This window comes from Roseitalea porphyridii, assembly GCF_004331955.1.
GTDB classification, from domain to species: domain Bacteria; phylum Pseudomonadota; class Alphaproteobacteria; order Rhizobiales; family Rhizobiaceae; genus Roseitalea; species Roseitalea porphyridii.
Genome location: NZ_CP036532.1, coordinates 361,158 through 383,525, shown reverse-complemented (window position 1 = coordinate 383,525; position 22,368 = coordinate 361,158). Strand labels below are relative to the sequence as shown.

Below are 22,368 nucleotides of genomic sequence, written 5' to 3'. Positions count from 1 at the left end.
GGTAGGCACGTAGTGTGGCAGGACAGGCCTGCCGGTGGTCATCGATGTCTGCAGAAAGGACTAGGCGTGCCGCTTCTGGTGCGGCGGTTAGGCTGTTTCCGTTCGGCCGAAACTTCGATAGCCGGTGACATGCGCACAGGTTTGTTGCCGTTTCAAGACGAAAGCCACACCGGCATCATTGCCCGTTTCGCGCTGAATCGGGCGGCCGGCGCGGCATGAAACGAACCGTGACCGGATCGCGCGGCCGCAGGGTCAGGTGAACGGCGGGCCGCACGGCGGCAGCCCTGTCGATGACGATGTCGAAGCGCCTCAGCACGGACGCCGCGACCAGTTGCGCCTCGGCCATGGCGAACGCGCCGCCGATGCAGCCGCGCGGTCCGAGGCCGAAGGGCAGATAGCTGCCGGCAACGGGCCGTGGCGCATCGGGGCCGAAGCGTTCGGGTATGAAGTCGTCGGGCGCGCGCCACAGTTCGCGATGCCGGTGGATGATCCAGGGCGAGATCAGCACCATCGTGCCGCGCCTGAGCGCAATGTCGCCGAGCCGGGTGTCGTGGAGCGCCACACGCGGCAGGAACGCCCCCGGCGGATAGAGCCGCAGGGTCTCCTGGAGCGCGGCCCGCATACGGGTCATTTGCCTGAGGGCACCGAACTCGGCCGCTCCTTCGCCCATGCAGCGCTCGGCTTCCGCGCGAAGATCGGCGGCCAGATGCGGCCGTTGCGACAGGATCAGGAACAGCCATGTCAGCGTGCTGGCGGTCGTCTCGTGGCCGGCCAGCAGAAACACCGCCATCTGGTCGACGAGTTCCCTCGGCGAGAACTGCCGCCCCTCGTCATCGCGCGCCGCAAGCGCGGCGCCCAGCAGATCGCCCTTTTCCTCGCCCGAGGCCCGGCGCGCCTCGATCATCGCCGAAAGCCGCGACCTGATGGCCGTCGCTGCAGCGCGCGCCCGCTCGGGCTGTTCCACGGGTGCGAAGGGTCGGCCCAGGAGCAACTGCATCACGCGGACGTTGGCGACCTCGGCCTGAAAGCGGGCGAAGTCGGCGAACAGCGCCTCGGCATCGGACCCGTCGAGGGGGCCCGAGAAGATCACCCTGTGAATGATGTCGGCGGTCAGCCGGCTCAACTCGGCGTCGAGGCGCACAGGCGCGCCGGCCTTTTCGTGAAGCCGCGCGACGAAGGCCTCGGTCGCCGCCCGCATCGGCGCAAACGAGCGACCGGCCCGAAGGTGCTCGAAACCGGGCTCGATCATGGCGCGCTGGCGCTGCCAGTCCGCACCGTGGGCGATGAAGACACCGTCACCGACGAGCGGCGCAAGGGCGCCGGTGAACAGGTCGTTCTTGGCGAACGCGTCGACGCGGTCGACCATGACCTCGCGGACGCTGGCGGGGTCGTTGACCAGCACGATGCCGCGCCGTGACCGGCCCAGGCGCTCGATGCGGGTGCGATAGGCCTGTTCGGGCAGAAGCGTCAGCAGATCGCGGTCCCGCGCGAAAAGGGACGCCAGCAACGCCGCGATCGGCGAACGCGGGATCGGAGCGGGTGGACGAAAGGCCGTTTCGGGCGCGGACATGCCCGCTGATAGCCAATATCGCTGGCGCAGACACTACGACATTCGGTCCGTGCGGATGGAACGATCGTCGCACACGGCGATGTTTGCCGGAATGGCGAAAACGGCTAAGGTCGCTGCGGGGTGCAACAAGGAGGACAGGCGGGATGTTGATCGCGCGTGCTGGCGCGGTGGCGCTGTTCCTGGTTGCGGGCGCAGGGTCCGCTGCCGCGCAGACGAGCTGCTATGATCTTTGGTACGAACGCAACCTGATCTTCGCCGAGAACGGCTACTGCTTCCAGACCGATCTTGCCCGGAGAGCGTTCGCCGAATTCGAGTGCTGGACACGGAATCCGGCCCTGTCGACCTACGAGCAAAGGCGCGTCGACGAAATCCGGGACGAGGAACAGCGGCGCGGCTGCAACGTCAACTGAGGCGGCCGCGCCGCAAGACCCGGCGCGACCGCCGGGTCCCGGATGCGGCAATGCGGCCGCCTATGCCGCGTCGGCCTGCTCCAGTTCCGGATAAGGGTTGAACCGGCCGTAGAAGGTCTCGCCGGTCTTGGCCATGTCGGTCAGCAGGCGCGGCGGCTTGAACTGGGTGCCGTATTTCTTCTGCAACTGCCGGGCGCGGGCGACGAAGGCCTCCGCGCCGATGCCGTCGATGTAGGACAACGTCCCGCCGGTATAGGGCGCAAAGCCGAAGGCGAGGATCGAGCCGACATCGGCCTCGCGCGGATCGGTGACGATGCCCTCGCCCATCACCCGCGCCGCCTCGAGCGCGATCACGTACAGGAACCGCTCCTTGAGCTCGGCGAAATCGATCGCATCGGGATCCTGCTGCGGATAGAGCGTCTTCAGCTCCGGCCACAGGTGCTTTTGGGCCGGCTTCTGCGGATAGTCGTAAAAGCCCTTGCCGTTCTTGCGCCCGTGCCGGCCGTGCTTGTCGACCATGGTGTTGACGAGGTCGACATGGCGCGGATCGACGGCCTTCTCGCCCAGATCATTCAGCGTCTGCTTGAGGATCTTCTGCGACAGGTCGATCGCCGTTTCGTCGTTCAGCGCGAGCGGGCCGACCGGCATGCCGGCCATCTTCGCCGCGTTCTCGATCATCGCCGGCGGCACGCCTTCGATGAGCATGTTGTAGGCCTCGGACATGTAACGCAGCACGCAGCGGTTGACGTAGAAACCGCGCGTGTCGTTGACGACGATCGGCGTCTTCTTGATCGCGCGCACATAGTCGAGCGCGACGGCGAGCGCCTTGTCGGACGTCTTCTTGCCCAGGATCACCTCGACCAGCATCATCTTGTCGACCGGCGAGAAGAAGTGGATGCCGATGAAGTTCTTCGGGCGGGCCGAGTTCTTCGCAAGATCGGTGATTGGAATGGTGGACGTGTTGGAAGCGAACACGGCCGTGCGCTTGAGATTGGCTTCGGCCTGTTCGGTGACCGCCTTCTTGATGCCGGAGTCCTCGAAAACCGCCTCGATGACCAGATCGCATCCGTCCAGATCGGCGTAATCGGTCGTCGGCGTGATCAGCGACAGAAGCTTGTCGGCGTCGTCCTGCGCCGCGCGACCTTTCTGGATCGCCTTCTTCATCAGGTCGGCCGAATGGGCCTTGCCCTTGTCGGCGGCCTCCTGCTCGCGGTCGATCAGCACGACCGGAATGCCGGCCTTGGCGGTGACGAAGGCGATACCGGCGCCCATGAAGCCGGCGCCGACGACGCCGATCTTCTTGAACTTTGTCGACTTGACGTCCTCGGGGCGGCGCGCGCCCTTGTTCAGTTCCTGCAGCGAAACGAACAGCGAGCGCAGCATGGCGCCGGCTTCGCGCGTCTGAAGGACCTGGGCGAAATAGCGCTGCTCGACGACGAGAGCGGTGTCGAACGGCACCTGCAGGCCCTCATAGACGCATTTGAGGATCGCCGCGGCGCCCGGATAGTTCATGTGCGTCTCGCGGCGCAGGATCGCCGAGGCCGCGGGCCAGACATTGGCCCCGGACGCCGAATAGATGTTGCCGCCGGGCAGCTTGAAGCCCTTTTCGTCCCAGGGCTGAACGGGCTTGAGCCCGTCGCCGATCATCTTCTTGGCCGCATCGATGAGCTTTTTCGGCGGGACAACCTCGTGCACGAGCCCCATGGCCTTGGCGCGCGCGGGCTTCAGGTTCTGGCCCGTGGTCATCATCTGCAGCGCGTCCTGCTGGTTTGTCAGGCGTGGCACGCGCTGAGTGCCGCCAGCACCGGGGAAGATGCCGATCTTGACTTCCGGCAGGGCGATCTTGACCGCGTCGGTGTCGGCGGCCACGCGGCCATGGCAGGCCAGCGACAGTTCGAACGCGCCGCCCATGCAGGTGCCGTTGATCGCCGAGACGAACGGCTTGCCGCACGTTTCCAGCTTGCGGAAGACCTGGCTCATGCGGCCGGCATTGTCGAACAGCAGCTTGACGGCCTGATCCGGATCGCGGGTCTTTTCGGCGTTGAAGATGTCGAACATCTTCTTGAGCATGGAAATGTCGGCGCCGCCGGAGAACGAATCCTTCTTGCCCGAAGTGATGACGGCGCCCTTGACCGCGTCGTCGCCGGCGATCTGGTCGACGATCGCGTCGAGTTCGTCGAGCACCTCGACGGTGAACACGTTCATCGACTTGTCCGGCATGTCCCAGGTGACGAGCGCAATGCCGTCTGCGTCGGTCTCGATGGTGAAGTTGGTGTAGGTCACTGGTTTTCTCCCGTGTCTTGCCGGCGCCGGATCTCCGCCATCTGCGCGGCCATCACTCCGGCCGCGCCCCCGGACGCATTCAGTCCGGCGAGCACGCCGGCATGATCGGCATCGTTCTTGTTCTGGCTCAGCTTGAGCGCGCCATGCGCTTCGCTGACCCGCAGGCGCAGGCCGACAAGGCCGCGCTTCATGGTCTCGATGTACCGGTCCGGGGCATCGCTGATCGCCCACGGCTCGTCCCGGTGCGCCTCGTTGAGCGCGGTCAGTTCCTCAAGGTGCCGGTGCAGTTCCTCGCCCGGCCGCATGGTCTCGAGCATGCCGTGCAGATGCACCGTCACGTAGTTCCACGTCGGCACGGCCTTTCCGGTCTCGGCCTTTGTCGGATACCAGCCCGGATGGATGTAGGCCTGCTCGCCCTGAAAGATGGCGAGCGACGGCCCCTCGGTCGCGTGCTTCCAGTGCGGATTGGCGCGGGCGACATGGAACTCGACGGCGATGTCGCCGTCCCGCTCCTTGACGACGCATGGCGCGTGCGTCGCCTGCAACGCCGATCCGGTCGACGTCACGATGCAGGCGAACTGGATGGCCCGGGCCGCTTCGGCGATCGCGGCCGGGTCGTCGAGCCTGTGTTCGTCAGGCTGGAACATCGTTCACACCCGCTCGATGATGGTCGCCGTGCCCATGCCGGCGCCGATGCACAGCGTCACGAGCGCGGTGTTCAGGTCGCGGCGTTCGAGTTCGTCGAGCACGGTGCCGAAGATCATCGCGCCGGTGGCGCCCAAGGGGTGGCCCATGGCGATCGCGCCGCCGGCGACGTTGATCTTCGAATGGTCGATGTCGAAGGCCTGCATGTAGCGCAGGACGACTGCGGCGAACGCCTCGTTCAGCTCGAACAGGTCGATGTCGTCGAGCGTCATCTTCGCCTTCTTGAGCAGCTTCTCGGTGACGTCGACCGGGCCCGTCAGCATCAGCGTTGGATCCGAGCCGATGTTGGCGAACGCCTTGATCCTGGCGCGCGGTTCGAGGCCCATCATCCGGCCACCCTTCTTCGAGCCGAGCAGAACGCCGGCCGCGCCGTCGACGATGCCCGATGAATTGCCGGCATGGTGGACATAGTTGATCGCTTCCACTTCCGGATGGCCGGAAATGCCGACCGCTTCGAAGCCGCCCATCTGGCCGGGCATGACGAAGGACGGGTTGAGCTGGCCGAGCGACTGCATGTCGGTGCCGGGACGCATGTGCTCGTCCCTGTCGAGGATGGTCAGCCCGTTCTGATCCTTCACCGGGATTACCGACCTCTTGAAATGCCCGTTCTGCCAGCTTTCGGCGGACCGCTTCTGGCTTTCAACCGCGTAGGCGTCCACATCGTCGCGGGAAAAGCCGTACTTGGTGGCAATCAGGTCGGCGGAGACGCCCTGCGGCATGAAATAGGCAGGGATGTTCACGGACGGGTCCATGTACCAGGCACCGCCCGAGGCGCCCATGCCGACGCGGCTCATCGATTCGACGCCGCCGGCGATGACGATATCGTCGGCCCCTTGCGCGATCTTGGCGGCACCGAAATTGATCGCGTCGAGCCCGGACGCGCAGAACCGGTTGATCTGCATGCCGGGCGCTTCGGTTGCGTAGCCGGCTTCGAAGACCGCTGCGCGGGCGATGTCGCCGCCGGCCTCGTAGACCGGATCGACGCAGCCGAAGATCACGTCGTCGACCTTGCCGGTGTCCAGTCCGTTGCGGTCGCGCAGCGCGCTCAGAACGTGCGCGCCAAGGCGCGGCGTCGGCACCTCGTGCAGGCTGCCGTCCTTCTTGCCGCGTCCGCGCGGTGTGCGCACCGCGTCGTAAACATAGGCGTCTGCCATTGGGATCTCCCGTCTGTTCTCGTGTCAGGCCGTTGCCGTCTGTGGCTCGCGGCCCGAGGGCATCAGGTCTTCGGAATGCTTGAAACCGGGCAGGGCGCGGATGCGCTCCAGCCAGGGTCCGATGTTGGGCGTTTCGTCATAGGTCACGCCGATCTGGCCGGGCCAGTGCAGATAGCCCTGGCAGGCGATGTCGGCGATCGTCGGCCGCCCACCGACCAGCCAGTCGGTTCCCTCAAGGGCGGCATCGAGCACCTTGAGCGCGCTGACGGCGCGGCCGTGCAGATAGTCGGTTTCCGGACCATCGGGCCGTCCGGCCATGTAGCGCAGAAAGCGCAGGGGCCCGACCTGGCCGGAGACCTTCTGGCTGTCGAACAGAAGCCAGCGCAGGACGTCATACTCCTCGGCCTCGGTCTGCGGGCCGTAGGTACCGAAGTGCTTGGCCAGATAGGTCAGACACGCGCCCGACTGGGTCAACTTGAAATCACCGCCGTCGCGGTGATGGATCAGCACCGGCACCTCGCCCATCACGTTCAGCGCGCGGAACTCCGGCCGCCGCGTCGCGCCGGTCATGAAGGCGACATGCTCGCAGCGCCAGTCGGCGTCGTTGAGTTCGAGCATCAGCGCCACCTTGTAGGCGTTGCCGCTCTCCCAGAAGCCGTGAAGGGTGAATTGGGTCATGGGTGGTTTCCGCGCATTTCCGTGATCCCGGCACTTGTCGCCGGGATACAGGTGGACTGCAAATCAAACTCAGAACACGCGTGACCGAACACGGATCCGTCATTCCGGAACTTGATTCCGGAATCCACGGCGCCGACCGAGACAATGGATTCCGGAATCAAGTTCCGGAATGACACAGGTGTGTGCGGTGCTTCATTCATACAATTCACTCCATCTGGAGCCGGCTTTGGGTTTGTATGGATTGTCGATGACATGGATGCTGTCGGTCAAATCGTCCCAATTCGGATTCAGCTTCGCAATCAGATCGAGTTTCCACGCCCGCTTGTAGTCCTTCAGAGATTTCTCTCGACGGATCGCCAGCACGATGTTCGGGCGTCGCTCGAGCCAGACCAGCCGGTCGCAGCCGTATTTTGTCGCAAAGCCGGGCGTCAGTCCGTTCCTGTGATCATGCATCCGGCCTTCAAGGTCCGAGGTGACGCCAGCATAGAGCGTACCGTTCCGCTTGTTGGCGAGGATGTAGACGAAACCCGTCATGCGGCGACCGCCCCTCATCCGTCTGCGCCGGTTCCTCGAACCGGCGCATCCACCTTCTCCCCGCACGCGGGGAGAAGGGAAGACCCTAAAACGCCTCTTCGGGAATGGCCATCATCGTTTCGGCGCCGGCCGAAATCCGAGCCACGTGGGCCGACGATTCCGGCATCACGCGTTCGAAGAAATAGCGCGCCGTGACCAGCTTGTTCTCGAGGTAGCTGGCATTGCCATTGGCACCCTCGGCGATCTTCTCCTGGGCGGCCTTGGCCTGAAGGCCCCACATGTAGCCAAGCGCCACCAGGCCGAACAGGTGCATGTAGTCGTGGCTGCCGGCACCGGCATTGTCGGGCTTGGCCATCGCGTTCTGGACGAACCACATGGTCGCGGCCTGCAGGTCGTTCAGTCCCTTCTTCAGGTGCTTGGTGAAGAAACTCAGCTGCTCGTTGTCGCGATTGTCCTCGCAGAAATCGCCGATCTCCTTGAAGAAGGCCTGCACCGCGCGGCCGCCATTGGCGGGCAGCTTGCGGCCGACCAGATCGAGCGCCTGGATGCCGTTGGCGCCCTCGTAGATCATGGCGATGCGCGCGTCGCGCACGTACTGGCTCATGCCCCATTCCTCGATGTAGCCGTGCCCGCCATACATCTGCTGGGCCATGACGGCATGATCGAAGCCCTTGTCGGTCAGCACGCCCTTGATGACCGGCGTGAGCAGGCCCATCATCTCCTCGTTCAGCTCGCGGTCGCTCTCGTCCTCGGAGCGATGCGCGACGTCCGATTTCAGCGCGGCCCAGAGGATGAAGGCGCGACCGGCCTCGTTGAAGGCGCGCATGGTCATCAGGTTCCGCCGCACGTCCGGATGGACGATGATCGGATCGGCCTTCCTGTCGGGGTATTTCGCGCCCGACAGCGCCCGGCCCTGGATGCGCTCGCGCGCATAGTCGGCGGCGTTCTGATAGGCGATCTCGGACATGGATAGGCCCTGCAGGCCGACGCCGAGGCGCGCCTCGTTCATCATGATGAACATGGCCTTCAGGCCCTTGTGCTCCTCGCCGACCAGCGTGCCCACCGCGTCGTCGTAATTCATCACGCAGGTGGCGTTGCCGTGGATGCCCATCTTCTCTTCGATCGAGCCGCAGGTGACGCCGTTTGGCTCGCCGACGGAGCCGTCCTCGCCGACCTTGTACTTGGGCACGATGAACAGCGAGATGCCCTTGGTGCCTTCCGGCGCGCCCTCGATGCGCGCCAGCACCAGATGGATGATGTTGTCGCTCATGTCGTGCTCACCGGCCGAGATGAAGATCTTCTGGCCGGAAATCTTGTAGGTGCCGTCGCCCTGCGGCACGGCCTTTGTGCGCAGAAGGCCCAGATCGGTGCCGCAGTGGGGCTCGGTCAGGTTCATGGTGCCGGTCCAGGCACCCTCGACCATCTTCGGCAGATAGGTCTGCTTCTGCTCGTCGGACCCGTGCACGGCGATCGCCGCCATCGCGCCCTGGGTCAGGCCCGGATACATCATCAGCGCCATGTTGGCCGAGGAGAAGTACTCGCCGACGGCGGTGTGCAGCGTGTAGGGCAGACCTTGGCCGCCGTAGGTCTCGTCGAAGGCAAGGCCCATCCAGCCGCCTTCCTTGAACTGGTCGAAGGCGTCCTTGAAGCCCTCGGGCGTCGTCACCGTGCCATCGTCGTGACGCACGCAGCCCTGCTGGTCGCCGATCTGGTTGAGCGGGAAGAAGACCTCCTCGGCGAGCTTTGCGCCCTCGCGCAGCACCGCCTCGACGATGTCGGGCGTGGCGTCGGCGAAGCCGGGGAGATTGTTGAAGCGCTCGTATTTGAGGACATCGTTGAGGATGAAGAGCGTGTCGTCGACCGGGGCGTGGTAGCTCGGCATGGGTTCCTCCGCATCATGCGTGCGCCGCCATCGCGGCGATGGCAGCCTGTTCTCGTCGCGGCCTAGCAAATTTTGACGTTTGCGTAAACGTCAAAATTACGTGCGACTCTTTCGCGGCCTGCGGGCAGGCGCACCGGCGCATGCATACGAACAGTGCATGGCAGCATCGCGACGGCCGGGGCCACGGGCAGAACGGCGGATCATGGAGACGTTACCGCGCGTCGAGCGGCCCGGGCAGCTAACCGCTTTCGGCAAGTTGCGCGCGCACTGTGGCGAGCGTGGCGTCGAGTTCCTCGATCGCCGCATCGAGCGAGGCACGCTCCTCGCGCAGGCGGGCAAGCTGTTCGGTACCCATCGCTTCGGCGCGTTCGAGCTGGAGCCTGTTGTCGCCCGCCGGATCGTAAAGATCGAGCAGGTCGCTGATATCCTGCAGCGAGAGCCCCACCCGCTTGCCCAGCAGGATGAGCTTCAGGCGCGCCCGGTCGCGGCGGGAAAAAAGCCGGGTGTTGCCGACGCGCCTGGGCTCGACGAGCCCCTTGTCTTCGTAAAAGCGCAGAGCCCTGAGCGTGATATCGAACTCGCTCGCCAGTTCGCCGATCCTGTAGATCGGTTCCGCGTCCGCCGCGCCTTCAATGGTTTCCGCCATCGTCATCTTCGCACCCCGTCTGCGCTTCCGGCGCCGGTAGCACCGGGAGCGTCGCCCCTTTTCGCAGGAGCCCTAGGAATCCGGCTGGCGCGCGGGAAGGTTTCGGACGGTTACACCATGGTTACAGTTTCGGCCGGAGCGGGCGGCATTGGGTCCGACTTGCCGGAAGTCACACTGGTTAACGCGTTGTTTACCACGTTGGTTAAAGAGTTGGTCATGCCGGTTCGCCTGCGGCCGACGTTCGACCGCCGGCCGGCTTGACCGCGGTGCGCCGATTCGCACCGCCCGCAAGGGAACAGGCATTTCATGCGTGAGCGTTTTGACACCGCCAACACACTCGAGCGTCTGCAGGAGGCGCTGACGACGCTCGAACGACGCGTCGAAGGCAGCGCACGCCAGCCCCGCCACGGGCGACAGGGCGCGCAGGGTGACCTTGCGGCCATCCGCGCCCGGCAAAGCCGGATCGACGAGGATCGCAGCGGCCGCCGCAGGGCGCCGCAGGAACGTTCGCGGGCCGAACAGCTGCAGCGGGAGATCGGACGGCTGCGCGAGGATGTCGGCCGTCAGATCAAGTCGTCGACCGGCGGGTTCGACGCGCTGCGCGACGAGATCCGGTCGATGCGCGGCGCCGGTGACGGGCGGCGGGATCAGGCGCGCGCGACACGGTCCGGTACGGCCGACCTTGCCGGACTGCGCGGCGATATCGAACAGCTCAAGTCCGAGGTCGCCGCGCTCGCGCGCGAGGACACGGTGCGCGAACTCACCGATCGCTGGTCGGTGATCGAGCGCGAGATTGCCGATCTGCCGCATTCGCTCGCCTCGCGCGAGGACATGACGGGCCTGTCGGGCCGGCTTGACGAAATGCACCGGGCGATCGGCGACCTGCCCCGCTCCTCCCAGCTCGACACGCTCGACGCGCATCTGCACACGCTGGCGAGCGCGGTCGAGCAGGTCGCAAGACACAGCACGCAGGCATCGCCTGCGGCGCTCGACGAGATCGATGCCCGGCTGGACGAGATCAGCCGGGCGATCGCCTCGATCCCGACCGTACGGTCTGCGGCAGCGGGCGAAGACACGCTCGAGCGGGTCGAGGCGCGCATCACCGCGCTTGCCAATCAGGTCGACCAGTACGCCCATGCGCTGTCGGCGACCGATTACGATGCCCATTTCGAGGAGCTGGCCGCCCGGATCGACGGGCTGCGGCTGAGCGTGGCGCCCGGCACCGTTTCAGGTGAGGCGATGGACGCGCTCAACGCGCGCATCGACCAGATCGCCGAAGCGCTCCACACGCTGTCGCGCGCCGACACGCTCTCCGGCGACCAGTCGCATTTCGTGACGGCCGAACTCGAGGACCGGCTCGACGCGATCGACGCGCAACTGCGCCAGACCACCGCCCTGACCGAGCGCTCTGTCGAAGATGTGATGCGCTCGGTCGACGACCGCATGGCCGAGATCGCCCGGCGGATCGACCGCAGCGAGCAGGATCGGGCCGACGTGCCGTCGATCGCGCAGCTCGAACATCGCCTCGACGAGATCACCGCGATGCTGTCCAGCGGCGCAGGGGCACAGGCGCCCGTCGACATGAGCTCGCTCGAGGCGCAGATCGCCGAACTGTCCGCGAGCCTTTCGCCGGATCGCACCATGCCGTTCGACGAACAGACGATCTGGAGCGCGGCGCGCACCGCAGCCGAGGAAGTGGCCGCGCGCGTGGGAACCGGTGCCGACAGCCTGCCCGACACGCTCGGTCATCTGACCGACGATCTGCGCGCGCTGGAAACGCTGGCCCGCGATACCGACAGCCGCAACGCCAAGACGTTCGAGGCGATCCACGACACGCTGTTGCAGGTGGTCGATCATCTCGCCAGCCTGGAGCAGAAGGTCAACGGCGAGCCCGGCACCCGCGCCGCGCCGATGCCGGCGGCCGACCAGACGATGCCCGCCATGGCGCAGCCCGCTTCACCGGCGCCTCCGGCTCGCGACGAACCGCTGCGGATCGACGAGGCGCCGCCGCTTGCGGCCGATTTCGACGACAGGCCGATGGCCGAGCCGAACCTTCGTGGCGATCTGTCGCCGGCGGAGGCGGCCGCAGAAGCGGCGCTGTTCGCGCTCAGCGAGGACGGGCAGACCCGTGCCGCGCCCGAAGGCGGCGAGCGGGAACCCAGAAGCTTCCTCAAGTCGATGACCGACCGGCTTCCGCTGGGTCGTGGCCGCAGCGCAGGCGACGATGCCGGCGCGGACCGGGCCGACATCGACGACGACGGGCCGTCGGTGATCGACGATCAGCCGATCGAGCCGGTCGGCGACCAGATGGCGCTGGCCGACATCATGGCCCGCGTGCGGGCGGAACGTTCCGCCGGCGGTTCGCCGGCCGAAGGCAGCAGGCCGGCCCAGACCCCGGTCGCGGAGGCGGGCAAGGCCGACTTCATCGCCGCCGCCCGGCGCGCCGCCCAGGCCGCCGCAGCCGATGCCAGCATCTCCGCCAAGGGCGGCAAGAACGACAAGTCCGGAGTGGCCGGATCGATCGGTGGCCTCGTTTCGCAGCGCCGCAAGCCGATCCTGATGGCGGCCGGCGCGATCCTGCTTGCGCTGATGGCCGTGCCGCTGGTGCGGGGCATGATGGCGCCCGAGCCGCGCAACGTCGCCGTCGAAACGACGCCGCCGGCCGCGGTCGCACAGAGCGAACCGCAGACCGAATCCGAGATCGCCACGGCCGAACCGGCCGAGGCCACCCCGCAGGAGCCGGTTCGCGACGTCACCACCGAGGCGGGCGCGGTGACGGCCGAAAGCCGGAACGCCGGCGAAGCCGTGACGCAGGCGCCCGCCCCGGTCGAGACCGCGCAGGCCGAAACGGCCGGGACCGATGCGGCCTCCGACGATCTCGCCGACGTGCAGACGATCGGCTTTGACGACATCCCCGAACAGATCGGGCCGATCGCGCTTCGCCAGGCCGCCATCGGCGGTGACGCCAAGGCGCTGCACGTGATCGGCGACCGCATCGCAATGGGCGCGGAAAGTGATCCGGACGCGCTCGCCGAGGCGTTCGACTGGTACGAGCGCGCCGCCGAGCTGGGCTATGCGCCGGCGCAATACCGGCTGGGCAATTTCCACGAGAAGGGATTTGGCACCGAACGCGACATCGCCGCAGCCAAGACCTGGTACCAACTGGCCGCCGAGCAGGGCAACGCCAGCGCCATGCACAATCTCGCCGTGCTGTTCGCCAGCGGCGCCGACGGGGCGCCGGACTTCGATTCGGCCGCGCGCTGGTTCCTGCGGGCCGCCGAACTGGGCGTGCGCGACAGCCAGTTCAACCTCGGCATCCTGTCGGCCAAGGGCCAGGGGATGCCGCAGGATCTCGGCGAATCCTACAAATGGTTCGCGCTCGCCGCCCAGAGCGGCGACGAGGACGCCGCTTCCAAGAGGGACGACATCGCCAACGTGCTGCGCCCCGACCAGCTCGAACAGGCGCGCGGCGCCACGGCCCTGTGGAAGCCCAAGCCGGTCGATCAGGAGGTCAACGTCGTCAGCGTGCCCGAGGCATGGCAGACCGACGGTCAAAGGACCGCCGCCGCCGAACCGCTCTCCGGCGAGGACATGAAGCGGGCGATCGCCAACATCCAGGCGATCCTCAACGATCAGGGCTACGATGCCGGCCCGGTCGACGGCATCATGGGCGGCAAGACCCGCGAGGCGATCATCGCCTTCCAGCGCGACAACGGCCTCGAGGCGACCGGCAATGTCGACCAGGCGCTCGTCGAGAAGCTGCTGACGCTGGCCAACGGCGAGGGTTGACCGGAACGGGCCGGTTCCGGGCCCGCCCGGCCCTCCAGGCCCGGCCATAAGTCCCCTCGACGGCTGTCCAAACCGGTGTCTTCATTGACACTCCCGGTCGCCGGGCGCATGACGGTGCCGGCATTGCCGCTCGCGATGCAAAACCAGACCGTACCTGCCGGAGTTGGACGTGGCGCTCTACCTGCCGATCGCCGAGATGTCGGTGAACATGCTCATACTTCTCGGCATGGGCGCGGCGGTGGGCTTCCTTTCGGGCATGTTCGGCGTCGGCGGCGGTTTCCTGATCACGCCGCTCTTGATCTTCTACAACATTCCGCCGGCGGTCGCCGTCGCGACGGGGGCGAACCAGATCGTCGCCTCGTCGGTCTCCGGCGTGTTGTCGCACCTCAAGCGCGGCGGCGTGGACTTCAAGCTCGGCACCGTGCTGCTGGCCGGCGGCCTCGCCGGCTCGTCGCTCGGCGTCTACATCTACTCGTTCCTGCGGATGGTCGGCCAGCTCGATCTGATCGTGTCGATCCTCTACGTCGTGTTCCTCGGCGTCGTCGGCGGGCTGATGCTGATCGAAAGCATCCGGGCGTTGCGGCGCACCCGGTCGGGCGAAGTGGTTTCGCTGCGACGGCCCGGCCAGCACAACTGGGTGCACAAGCTGCCCTTCAAGATGCGGTTCAAGACGTCGCGGCTCTATGTCAGCGTCATTCCGGTGCTCGGACTTGGCGCTGTGATCGGCATGCTGGCGGCGATCATGGGCGTCGGCGGCGGCTTCATCATGGTGCCGGCGATGATCTACCTGCTCAAGGTGCCGACCAACGTCGTCATCGGCACGTCCCTGTTCCAGATCATCTTCGTGGCCGCCTACACCACGATCGTGCAGGCGGTCACCAACCAGACCGTCGACGTGATGCTGGCGCTGCTGCTGATGATCGGTGGCGTCGCCGGCGCCCAGTATGGCGCACGCGCCGGCCAGCGCCTGCGCGGCGAACAGTTGCGCGCGATGCTGGCGATCCTCGTTCTGCTGGTCGCGCTGCGGCTCGGCTACGCCCTGTTCGTCACGCCCGACGACATCTTCACGGTGACGGCGGGAGGGCTGCCATGACCCGCCCGGCAATCCCGCAAAGGCTTGCCTGCGCGCCGGCGTTCGCCCTGTTTCTTTCGGTGCTGCTGCATGCGGCGTCGGCCTGGGCGCAGACCGGCGTGCCGCCGGACGATGCGACGCGGGACGCGGCGGCGGCCAACGCCGCCGAACAGGCCCGCATTCCCGAGCGGATCGAGATCGGCCTTTCGACGGAGATCATACCGGTGACCTCCGATTTCACCGGCCAGTCTCTGACGATCTTCGGCGCGATCGACAACGCCGATCCGCTCGTCCACCGCCAGGGGCGCTACGACATCTTCGTCATCCTCGAGGGGCCGCAGGCCGATCTGGTCGCCCGCCGCAAGGAGCGCGTCTTCGGCATCTGGATGAATGTGGAGAGCCAGACCTTCGACAACACGCCGCAATCCTACCTCGTCGCTTCCACGCGGCTTGCGCGCGACATCACGAGCCTGGACACGCTTGCCCGGCTGTCGCTCGGGGTCGGTCAGATCAGGATCACGCCCGATGCCGAGCGACCGCGCGCCAGCGACCTCGAGACCTTCATTGCCGCCCTGCGCAGGCTGAAGGTCGACAGCGGGCTCTACCGGGAGTTTCCCGGCGGTGTCCAGTTCATCTCCCAGTCCCTGTTCCGGGCGGAACTGGCGCTGCCGGCCAATGTGCCCCTGGGCGCGCACCGAGCCCGCGCCTATCTGTTCCGGAACGGCGCGCTGGTGGGCCAGACCGACGACACGCTGCGCATCGCCAAGGCGGGCTTCGAGTTCGCGGTCTCCGACTTCGCCCGCCGGCAGTCGCTCGCCTACGGCATCGGCGCGGTCGTTCTGGCGCTGGTGATCGGCTGGCTCGGACGCGTGATCTTCAGAAGGGACTGATGGTGAGCGAAGACGAAGACGCCGACCGGATCGCCAGCCGCACGCCTTTCCTGCTGGCCCTTGCCGGCTTCGTGCCGTTCGCGGTGCTGACAGGCGCCCAGTTCGTGCCGGGCGCGACGCTGGCGCAGACGCTGGGGCTGACCGCGCTCAACGTCTATGCAGCGATCATCCTGTCGTTCCTGGGCGGCATCAGATGGGGCATCGCGGTGCGCTCGCCCTCCACCTCGAGCGAGATCGGCACCTTCATGCTTTCGGTCGTACCGTCCCTGTGGGCGTGGGCGGCGTTCTTCGCGCCGGGCCCCTGGGGTTTTGCGATGTACGCCGCCGGGTTCGCCGCGATGGGCTGGTGGGACCGGGCGCTGGTGGCGCGCGGGCATGCGCCGGCCTGGTTCGGTCTGCTACGCGTCACGCTGACGTGGCTTGTCGCCCCCACCATGGTTCTGGCCGCGCTGTCGCAGGCGCTCTGAGATCAGCCGATCAGATCGCGCCAGCCGATCGGGAACAGCCGGTCGGTTCCCTGCATGTAGGCGCGGAAGGCGCCAAGATCGAACAGCCCGTCGAACGCCCGGTCGCGCACGTTCAACCCGCCCGCATAGACGCCGAAGGCCGGCAGGATCAGACGCACGCCGTCCGAAGCGAAGCACGATCGGCGTACCGCCTTGCCGCGCCCGCGCAGGATGGCGGCGGGATGATAGTGGCCCGAGACCTCGCAGGTCGCACAGTCGCGCCGGGCGATGTGGCGGAACGTCACCTGTCCGGCCGCGAGCGTGTCGACGCTGTCGCCGGGCACGTTGACCGGCGGGGACGGATCGTGATTGCCGGTGACCCAGATCATGGTGCGCCCGGCGGCAAGCGCCTCGATCGCCGCCACCGCTGCGGGCGACAGCCGCTCGCAGGCCGCATCGTCATGGAAGCCGTCGCCGAGCGATACGACGCATCGGGGCTCGTACTTGGCGATGAGCGCGGCGAGCCGGGCCAGTGTGGCCGGCGTGTCATAGGGCGGCAGGAACATGCGCCGGCGCGCGAACGACGAGCCCTTTTCAAGATGCAGATCGGCGACGACGAGCATGGAGGCGGCCGGGAAGAAGGCTATCCCGGCGGGATCGAGCAGCACGCTCTCGCCGCCATAGTCGATGGCAAGCGCCTCGCCGGCCTGTGTCGACTCCACGCTCCTCAGGGCCGGTCTCATCGGTCCACCATATCCTCGCCCATCGCCTCGCGCACAAGATCGTCGGTCGCCAGCGCCTTTTCGGCCATCAGCGCGTCGCCGGTTTCCGACGAGATGACGGGCTCCTTGCCGATCTCCAGCATCACCGGCACCGCCAGCGGCGAGATCCGGTCGAGGCCCTTATGCACGATTCGCCCCCTGATGCGAGAGAGCAGGCTGTTGACGCGTCCGACGTCGAGATAGCCGGCGCGCGCATCGTTGCGGGTCGCCTGCAGCAGGATGTGATCGGGCTCGTGCGTGCGCAGCACGTCGTAGACGAGATCGGTCGAAACGGTCACCTGCCGGCCCGACTTCTCCTTGCCCGGATGGCGCTTGTCGATCAGCCCTGCGATCAGTGCACAATAGCGGAACGAGCGCTTGAAGACGAAGCTCTCGTCGAGCCAGGCTTCCAGATCGTCGCCCAGCATGTCCTCGGCGAACAGGTCGGCCAGCGCAAGGTCGCCACGCGCGATCATCGCGCCCATGTCACGCAGGCCCCAGATGGCGACCGCATAGTCGGAGGCGACGAAGCCGATCGGCCGGGCCCTGGCCCGTTCCAGGCGCCGCGTCAGCAGCATGCACAGCGTCTGGTGCGCCAGCCGCCCCTCGAACGGGTAGGCGACCATGTAGAAGCGATCGCCGCGCGGAAAGGTCTCGACCAGCATGTCTTCGGCATTGGGAACCACGGACTTCTGCTTCTGATAGCCGAGCCATTCGGACACCTGCGGCGGCAAGCGGTGCCAGGCATCGGGATCGGCGAGCATCCTGCGCACCTGGGCTGACAGATAGGTCGTGGTCGGGAACTTGCCGCCCATATAGGCCGGCACCTTCGCTTCCAGGGCCGGCGCGTTCGATGCGAAGCATTCGTTCTCGCGTATGCCCTCGAAGCGCAGCACCTTGCCGGCGAACAGGAACGTGTCGCCGTAGACGAGCTGTTCGAGGAAAATCTCCTCGATCTTGCCGAGCATCCGTCCGCCACGCGCCTTGACGCCCGCGCCGGGGCGCACGAGACGCACATTGAGTTCGGGCGCGGCGACGATGGTGCCCGCGTTGAGGCGGTACTGCTGGGCGACGGCCGGATGGGCGATCCGCCACAGCCCGTCCGCTGTCTGCCGGATCCTGGCGTAACGCTCATAGGACTGGAGCGCATAGCCGCCATGGGCGACGAAATGGACGCACCGGTCGAACGTCTTGCGCGGCAGGTCATGGTAGGGCGCCGCGCCCCGCACTTCGGCGAACAGCGCGTCCGCATCGAACGGCGCCGAGCAGGCCATGCCGAGGATGTGCTGACACAGAACATCGATCGCGCCCGGCTCGATGGGCGGGGTGTCCTGCGCGCCCAGATAGTTCGCATCGAGCGCGGCCTGGCATTCCATCACCTCGAACCGGTTGGCCGGCACCAGGATGGCCCTGGACGGCTCGTCCATGCGGTGGTTGGCGCGGCCGATGCGCTGCGCCAGCCGGCTCGCGCCCTTGGGCGAGCCGACATGGACGACCAGATCGACATCGCCCCAGTCGATGCCGAGATCGAGCGTCGAGGTGGCGACCACCGCCCGCAGCGCATTCTGCGTCATCGCCGCCTCCACCCGCCGCCGCTGGCCGACATCGAGCGAGCCATGGTGCAGGGCGATCGGCAGACTGTCCTCGTTCAGCGTCCACAGCGCCTGAAAGACCAGTTCGGCCTGGCTGCGCGTGTTGACGAACACCAGCGTCGTGCCATGCGCCCTGATCGCCTCGTAGATCTCCGGCAGCGCGTAGCGGGCGGAATGGCCCGACCACGGAATGCGTTCGTCCGACTTGAGGATCGTGATCTCGGGTTTGGCGCCGCCCGGCACGGTGATCAGCTCCGAAAGGGGCGCTTGTTCGGGCGTCTGGCGGACGAGCCAGCGGCGCAGTTCGTCCGGGTCCGAAACGGTGGCCGACAGGCCGATGGTCTGCAGCGAAGGCCGCAATGTGCGCAGCCGGGCCAGCCCCAGCGCCAGCAACTGGCCGCGCTTGGAGGTGACGAGCGAGTGCAGTTCGTCGAAGATCACGTAGCGCAGATCGGCGAAGAACCGGTCGGCATCCTTGTGCGACAGGAGCAGCGCCACCTGCTCGGGCGTCGTCAGCAAAATGTCGGGCGGGTTCAGTTTCTGGCGCTGGCGCTTGGATGTCGGCGTGTCGCCGGTGCGGGTCTCGATCGTGACAGGCAGGCCCATGTCGGCGACCGGCATGCCCAGATTGCGCTCGATGTCGACGGCAAGCGCCTTGAGCGGCGAGACATAGAGCGTATGCACGCCCGGCCGGATCGTGCCCGGCTTCGGCTTGCCGCGGCGCGCGAGATCAACGAGCGCCGGCAGAAACCCGGCCAGCGTCTTGCCCGCCCCGGTCGGCGCGATCAGCAGCGTCGACAGGCCCGCCTCGGATTTGGCGAGCAGTTCGAGTTGGTGGGCGCGCGGCTGCCAGCCCCTGGTGGCGAACCAGCCAAGGAACGGCTCGGGCAGCGAGACCATGTCCACCTTCGCGGTGTCGGGGGGCGTGACGGAGCGCATCGGCGTCGACCATAGCGTTCGCGAAAAGTTCCGCAATCGGCTTGCGCGAAAAAGGCCGGCATCTATCTTCGGTTCAATGAAACCCGAAGCGCTGCTGCATCCGACCGAAAAGGGGCTCTACTGCCCACCCGGCGATTTCTACATCGATCCGGTCAGGCCGGTCGGCCGGGCGCTGATCACGCACGGCCATGCCGACCATGCCCGCGCCGGCCATGCCCACGTGATGGCGACGCGCGAGACGCTCGACATCATGGGCATCCGTTACGGCAAGGATTTCGCCGGCGCCACGCAGGAAGCCGCCTATGGCGAGGTCGTCACGATCAACGGTGTGACCGTTTCCTGGCACCCAGCCGGCCATGTGCTCGGCTCGGCGCAGATCGCCGTCGAAAGCGATGGCACGCGCATCGTCGCCTCGGGCGACTACAAGCGCCGGTCCGACCCGACCTGCACCGGCTTCGATGTCGTGCCGTGCGACGTGTTCATCACCGAGGCGACGTTCGGCCTGCCGGTCTTCACCCATCCCGACGATGCCGGCGAAATCGGCCGGCTGATGGAAAGCCTTAAGCGGTTTCCCGAGCGCGCCCATCTGGTCGGCGCCTACGCGCTCGGCAAGGCGCAACGGGTGATCGCGCTGATCCGCCAGGCCGGCTACACCGAGACCATCTTCATCCACGGCGCGATGGACAAACTGTGCAGCTACTACAGTGATCGCGGCATCGATCTGGGCCCGCTCGCGCCGGCGACGATCGAAAAGGGCGCAAAGGATCAATTCGCCGGCAAAGTGATCGTCGGCCCGCCTTCGGCCTTCGCCGACCGGTGGGCGCGGCGCTTTCCCGATCCGGTGGCCTGTTTCGCCTCGGGCTGGATGCGCGTGCGCCAGCGCGCCAGACAGCGCGGCGTGGAACTGCCGCTGATCATCTCGGACCATTCGGACTGGGACGAACTGACCCAGACCATTCGCGACACGGGCGCGTCGGAGGTCTGGGTGACGCACGGCCGCGAGGAGGCGCTGGTGCGCTGGTGCGAACTGCACCAGATCCGCGCCAGACCACTCAACTTGGTGGGTTACGAGGACGAGGCTGAGTGATGGTTTGCGCCGGCGCCGACAACCCTCATCCTGAGGTGCGAGCGCAGCGAGCCTCGAAGGACGAGGGGGATGGTCGCTCGCACCTCAGGATGAGGGTTGTCGGAGCGGCCCGCCCATGAAACCCTTCGCCGAACTGCTCGACCGGCTGGTCCTAACGCCATCGCGCAATGCGAAACTCCGGCTGATCGTCGACTATGTCGCCGCGACGCCCGATCCCGATCGCGGCTATGCCATCGCGGCGATCACCCGCGATCTCGACATTCCGTCGGTCAAGCCGGCGATGATCCGCGCGCTGGTCGAAGAACGCGTCGACCCGGTGCTGTTCGGCTATTCGTACGATTTCGTCGGCGATCTGGCCGAGACGGTGAGCCTGATCTGGCCCGCCCCCACCCCTCACCCCTCCCCCGCAAGCGTGGGAGGGGGGACATCAACTTCCTTGCCGGCAGCTCCCGACCCGGCGCCAGGCGCTGAACGCTTAGAAGGCGCGTCGGCGCAGGCGTCTTCCCTCCCACGCTTGCGGGGGAGGGATGACGGGTGGGGGTTATCATTGGGCGAAGTTGTCGAAACGCTGCAGCGTTCCTCCCGCTCCGATGGCCCCAGACTGGTCGAGCGCTGGCTCGATGCGCTCGATCCGCCGGGCCGTTACGCGCTTTTGAAGCTGATCACGGGCGGCATGCGCGTCGGCGTTTCCTCACGCCTCATCAAGCAGGCGCTGGCCGATTACGGGCAAAAGGACGTTACCGAGATCGAGGAGCTCTGGCACGGGCTCGCCATTCCCTACACCGATCTGTTCGCCTGGCTGGACGGCGCGGCCGACAAGCCCGAAAGCGCGGCGGCCGCGCCGTTCCGGCCGGTCATGCTGGCCAACCCGACCGATCTCGATGAACTGGCGCGCTACGATCCGGCCGATTATCTCGCCGAATGGAAGTGGGACGGCATCCGCGTGCAGGCCACCGCCGAGCAGGGCGTCGCGCGCATCTATTCGCGCACGGGTGACGACATTTCGCACGCCTTTCCCGATCTGCTGGCGGCGATGAGTTTCGACGGCGCGATCGACGGCGAACTGCTGGTCGGTCACTACCAGGACGGGGCGATCCGTGTCGGCACGTTCGGCGACCTGCAGCAAAGGCTGAACCGCAAGACGGTCTCGGCGAAGCAGCAGGCGAAGTTCCCCGCTTTCGTGCGCGCCTACGATCTTCTGCAAGAGGGCGAGGAGGATTTGCGCGCCCTGCCCTTTGCGGACCGTCGCGCGCGGCTCGAACAGTTCGTCGCCGACCTGCCGGCCGACCGGTTCGACATGTCGGCGCTGGTGCCGTTTTCGACCTGGGACGAGATCGGCCGGATGCGCAACGCCGCCCCCGAACCGGTGATCGAGGGGCTGATGCTCAAGCGGCGCGACAGCGCCTATGTGCCCGGCCGGCCGAAGGGCCCCTGGTTCAAGTACAAGCGCGATCCGTTCCTGATCGACGCGGTGCTGATGTATGCCCAACGCGGCCACGGCAAGCGCTCGTCCTTTTATTCGGACTATACCTTTGGAGTATGGACCGGTGCCGTGGACGACCCCGCGCTAGTGCCGGTCGGCAAGGCCTATTTCGGCTTCACCGACGCCGAGCTGAAGCAGATCGACAAATATGTCCGCGACAACACGATCGAGCGGTTCGGACCGGTCCGCTCGGTGCGCGCCGAACCCGACCATGGGCTGGTTCTGGAGATCGCTTTTGAGGGGCTGAACCGGTCGGCGCGGCACAAATCGGGCGTCGCCATGCGCTTTCCGCGCATTGCGCGGCTCAGATGGGACAAGCCCCCGCACGAGGCGGACCGGCTCGAGGCGCTCGAAGCGATGCTCGAGGACCGCAAATAGTGCGCCTGCACTGTCCAAGCCATGGTCCATGGCGTGTGTCGGTCGCCTTCGAACATCCTTCTCCGTCGT

The 22,368-nt window shown here is 66.8% G+C and carries 17 protein-coding genes; 7 read left to right on the top strand and 10 right to left on the bottom strand.

The window, feature by feature from the left end:
* Nucleotides 1–175 precede the first annotated feature (175 nt).
* The gene (locus E0E05_RS01870) at nucleotides 176–1,570 is read right to left on the bottom strand and encodes a cytochrome P450 (RefSeq protein WP_131615153.1); all 1,395 of its coding nucleotides are present in this window, start codon (nucleotides 1,568–1,570) and stop codon (nucleotides 176–178) included.
* A 143-nt stretch (nucleotides 1,571–1,713) separates the two neighbouring features.
* On the opposite strand from E0E05_RS01870, the gene E0E05_RS01865 reads away from it, so the two are divergent.
* A complete protein-coding gene (locus tag E0E05_RS01865; RefSeq protein WP_131615152.1) occupies nucleotides 1,714–1,980 on the top strand; it encodes a YARHG domain-containing protein in 267 nt (88 codons plus the stop codon).
* Between the two features lie 60 nt (nucleotides 1,981–2,040).
* Here E0E05_RS01865 and E0E05_RS01860 read toward each other — a convergent pair whose 3' ends face one another.
* The 7 genes from E0E05_RS01860 to E0E05_RS01830 form a co-directional block, all read right to left on the bottom strand.
* Nucleotides 2,041–4,263: a 3-hydroxyacyl-CoA dehydrogenase NAD-binding domain-containing protein gene (locus tag E0E05_RS01860; RefSeq protein WP_131615151.1), complete on the bottom strand. Its 2,223-nt coding sequence runs from the start codon at nucleotides 4,261–4,263 to the stop codon at nucleotides 2,041–2,043.
* Nucleotides 4,260–4,910 (bottom strand): FMN-binding negative transcriptional regulator, encoded by a 651-nt coding sequence (locus E0E05_RS01855; protein WP_131615150.1) that lies wholly within the window; start codon nucleotides 4,908–4,910, stop codon nucleotides 4,260–4,262. Before E0E05_RS01855 ends, E0E05_RS01860 begins: the two co-directional genes overlap by 4 nt.
* 3 nt (nucleotides 4,911–4,913) lie before the next feature.
* Nucleotides 4,914–6,122 carry an acetyl-CoA C-acetyltransferase gene (locus E0E05_RS01850; protein WP_131615149.1) on the bottom strand — a complete coding sequence of 403 codons (1,209 nt, stop codon included), beginning with the start codon at nucleotides 6,120–6,122 and terminating at the stop codon, nucleotides 4,914–4,916.
* A gap of 24 nt (nucleotides 6,123–6,146) precedes the next feature.
* On the bottom strand, nucleotides 6,147–6,800 hold the full coding sequence (locus tag E0E05_RS01845) for a glutathione S-transferase family protein (protein ID WP_131615148.1): 654 nt from the start codon (nucleotides 6,798–6,800) through the stop codon (nucleotides 6,147–6,149).
* A gap of 192 nt (nucleotides 6,801–6,992) precedes the next feature.
* Complete coding sequence (locus tag E0E05_RS01840) at nucleotides 6,993–7,334, bottom strand: GIY-YIG nuclease family protein (RefSeq protein ID WP_131615147.1); 342 nt, start codon at nucleotides 7,332–7,334, stop codon at nucleotides 6,993–6,995.
* Nucleotides 7,335–7,419: 85 nt separating this feature from the next.
* The gene (locus tag E0E05_RS01835) at nucleotides 7,420–9,216 is read right to left on the bottom strand and encodes an acyl-CoA dehydrogenase C-terminal domain-containing protein (protein ID WP_131615146.1); all 1,797 of its coding nucleotides are present in this window, start codon (nucleotides 9,214–9,216) and stop codon (nucleotides 7,420–7,422) included.
* Between the two features lie 238 nt (nucleotides 9,217–9,454).
* Entirely contained in the window at nucleotides 9,455–9,862 is a 408-nt protein-coding gene (locus E0E05_RS01830) for a MerR family transcriptional regulator (RefSeq protein WP_131615145.1), read from the bottom strand.
* Nucleotides 9,863–10,168: 306 nt separating this feature from the next.
* On the opposite strand from E0E05_RS01830, the gene E0E05_RS01825 reads away from it, so the two are divergent.
* From E0E05_RS01825 to E0E05_RS01810, 4 genes are all read left to right on the top strand, one after another.
* Nucleotides 10,169–13,651: a peptidoglycan-binding protein gene (locus E0E05_RS01825; RefSeq protein ID WP_131615144.1), complete on the top strand. Its 3,483-nt coding sequence runs from the start codon at nucleotides 10,169–10,171 to the stop codon at nucleotides 13,649–13,651.
* Between the two features lie 169 nt (nucleotides 13,652–13,820).
* Complete coding sequence (locus tag E0E05_RS01820) at nucleotides 13,821–14,744, top strand: sulfite exporter TauE/SafE family protein (protein ID WP_131615143.1); 924 nt, start codon at nucleotides 13,821–13,823, stop codon at nucleotides 14,742–14,744.
* Nucleotides 14,741–15,613: a TIGR02186 family protein gene (locus E0E05_RS01815; protein ID WP_131615142.1), complete on the top strand. Its 873-nt coding sequence runs from the start codon at nucleotides 14,741–14,743 to the stop codon at nucleotides 15,611–15,613. The genes E0E05_RS01820 and E0E05_RS01815 overlap by 4 nt, the downstream gene beginning before the upstream one ends.
* On the top strand, nucleotides 15,613–16,080 hold the full coding sequence (locus E0E05_RS01810; protein WP_131615141.1) for a DUF3429 domain-containing protein: 468 nt from the start codon (nucleotides 15,613–15,615) through the stop codon (nucleotides 16,078–16,080). The genes E0E05_RS01815 and E0E05_RS01810 overlap by 1 nt, the downstream gene beginning before the upstream one ends.
* A gap of 2 nt (nucleotides 16,081–16,082) precedes the next feature.
* Here the strand turns inward: E0E05_RS01810 and pdeM are convergent, their stop codons facing one another.
* Both pdeM and E0E05_RS01800 read right to left on the bottom strand, forming a co-directional pair.
* On the bottom strand, nucleotides 16,083–16,802 hold the full coding sequence (gene pdeM / locus E0E05_RS01805; RefSeq protein ID WP_131615140.1) for a ligase-associated DNA damage response endonuclease PdeM: 720 nt from the start codon (nucleotides 16,800–16,802) through the stop codon (nucleotides 16,083–16,085).
* Entirely contained in the window at nucleotides 16,799–19,351 is a 2,553-nt protein-coding gene (locus E0E05_RS01800; RefSeq protein WP_428977586.1) for a ligase-associated DNA damage response DEXH box helicase, read from the bottom strand. The genes pdeM and E0E05_RS01800 overlap by 4 nt, the downstream gene beginning before the upstream one ends.
* Before the next feature lie 76 nt (nucleotides 19,352–19,427).
* Between E0E05_RS01800 and E0E05_RS01795 the strand changes: the two genes are divergently transcribed.
* Together E0E05_RS01795 and E0E05_RS01790 are read left to right on the top strand one after the other, a co-directional pair.
* A complete protein-coding gene (locus E0E05_RS01795) occupies nucleotides 19,428–20,438 on the top strand; it encodes a ligase-associated DNA damage response exonuclease (RefSeq protein ID WP_131615138.1) in 1,011 nt (336 codons plus the stop codon).
* A 115-nt stretch (nucleotides 20,439–20,553) separates the two neighbouring features.
* On the top strand, nucleotides 20,554–22,299 hold the full coding sequence (locus E0E05_RS01790) for a cisplatin damage response ATP-dependent DNA ligase (protein WP_131615137.1): 1,746 nt from the start codon (nucleotides 20,554–20,556) through the stop codon (nucleotides 22,297–22,299).
* Nucleotides 22,300–22,368 lie beyond the last annotated feature (69 nt).

What these genes read in the sequence shown, in the direction of transcription:
- E0E05_RS01800 (WP_428977586.1), bottom strand. Translation starts at nt 19,351, where the DNA reads ATGCGCTCCGTCACGCCCCCCGACACCGCGAAGGTGGACATGGTCTCG.
- pdeM (WP_131615140.1), bottom strand. Translation starts at nt 16,802, where the DNA reads ATGAGACCGGCCCTGAGGAGCGTGGAGTCGACACAGGCCGGCGAGGCG.
- E0E05_RS01850 (WP_131615149.1), bottom strand. Translation starts at nt 6,122, where the DNA reads ATGGCAGACGCCTATGTTTACGACGCGGTGCGCACACCGCGCGGACGC.
- E0E05_RS01795 (WP_131615138.1), top strand. Translation starts at nt 19,428, where the DNA reads ATGAAACCCGAAGCGCTGCTGCATCCGACCGAAAAGGGGCTCTACTGC.
- E0E05_RS01855 (WP_131615150.1), bottom strand. Translation starts at nt 4,910, where the DNA reads ATGTTCCAGCCTGACGAACACAGGCTCGACGACCCGGCCGCGATCGCC.
- E0E05_RS01870 (WP_131615153.1), bottom strand. Translation starts at nt 1,570, where the DNA reads ATGTCCGCGCCCGAAACGGCCTTTCGTCCACCCGCTCCGATCCCGCGT.
- E0E05_RS01845 (WP_131615148.1), bottom strand. Translation starts at nt 6,800, where the DNA reads ATGACCCAATTCACCCTTCACGGCTTCTGGGAGAGCGGCAACGCCTAC.
- E0E05_RS01840 (WP_131615147.1), bottom strand. Translation starts at nt 7,334, where the DNA reads ATGACGGGTTTCGTCTACATCCTCGCCAACAAGCGGAACGGTACGCTC.
- E0E05_RS01810 (WP_131615141.1), top strand. Translation starts at nt 15,613, where the DNA reads ATGGTGAGCGAAGACGAAGACGCCGACCGGATCGCCAGCCGCACGCCT.
- E0E05_RS01835 (WP_131615146.1), bottom strand. Translation starts at nt 9,216, where the DNA reads ATGCCGAGCTACCACGCCCCGGTCGACGACACGCTCTTCATCCTCAAC.
- E0E05_RS01825 (WP_131615144.1), top strand. Translation starts at nt 10,169, where the DNA reads ATGCGTGAGCGTTTTGACACCGCCAACACACTCGAGCGTCTGCAGGAG.
- E0E05_RS01865 (WP_131615152.1), top strand. Translation starts at nt 1,714, where the DNA reads ATGTTGATCGCGCGTGCTGGCGCGGTGGCGCTGTTCCTGGTTGCGGGC.
- E0E05_RS01790 (WP_131615137.1), top strand. Translation starts at nt 20,554, where the DNA reads ATGAAACCCTTCGCCGAACTGCTCGACCGGCTGGTCCTAACGCCATCG.
- E0E05_RS01830 (WP_131615145.1), bottom strand. Translation starts at nt 9,862, where the DNA reads ATGGCGGAAACCATTGAAGGCGCGGCGGACGCGGAACCGATCTACAGG.
- E0E05_RS01815 (WP_131615142.1), top strand. Translation starts at nt 14,741, where the DNA reads ATGACCCGCCCGGCAATCCCGCAAAGGCTTGCCTGCGCGCCGGCGTTC.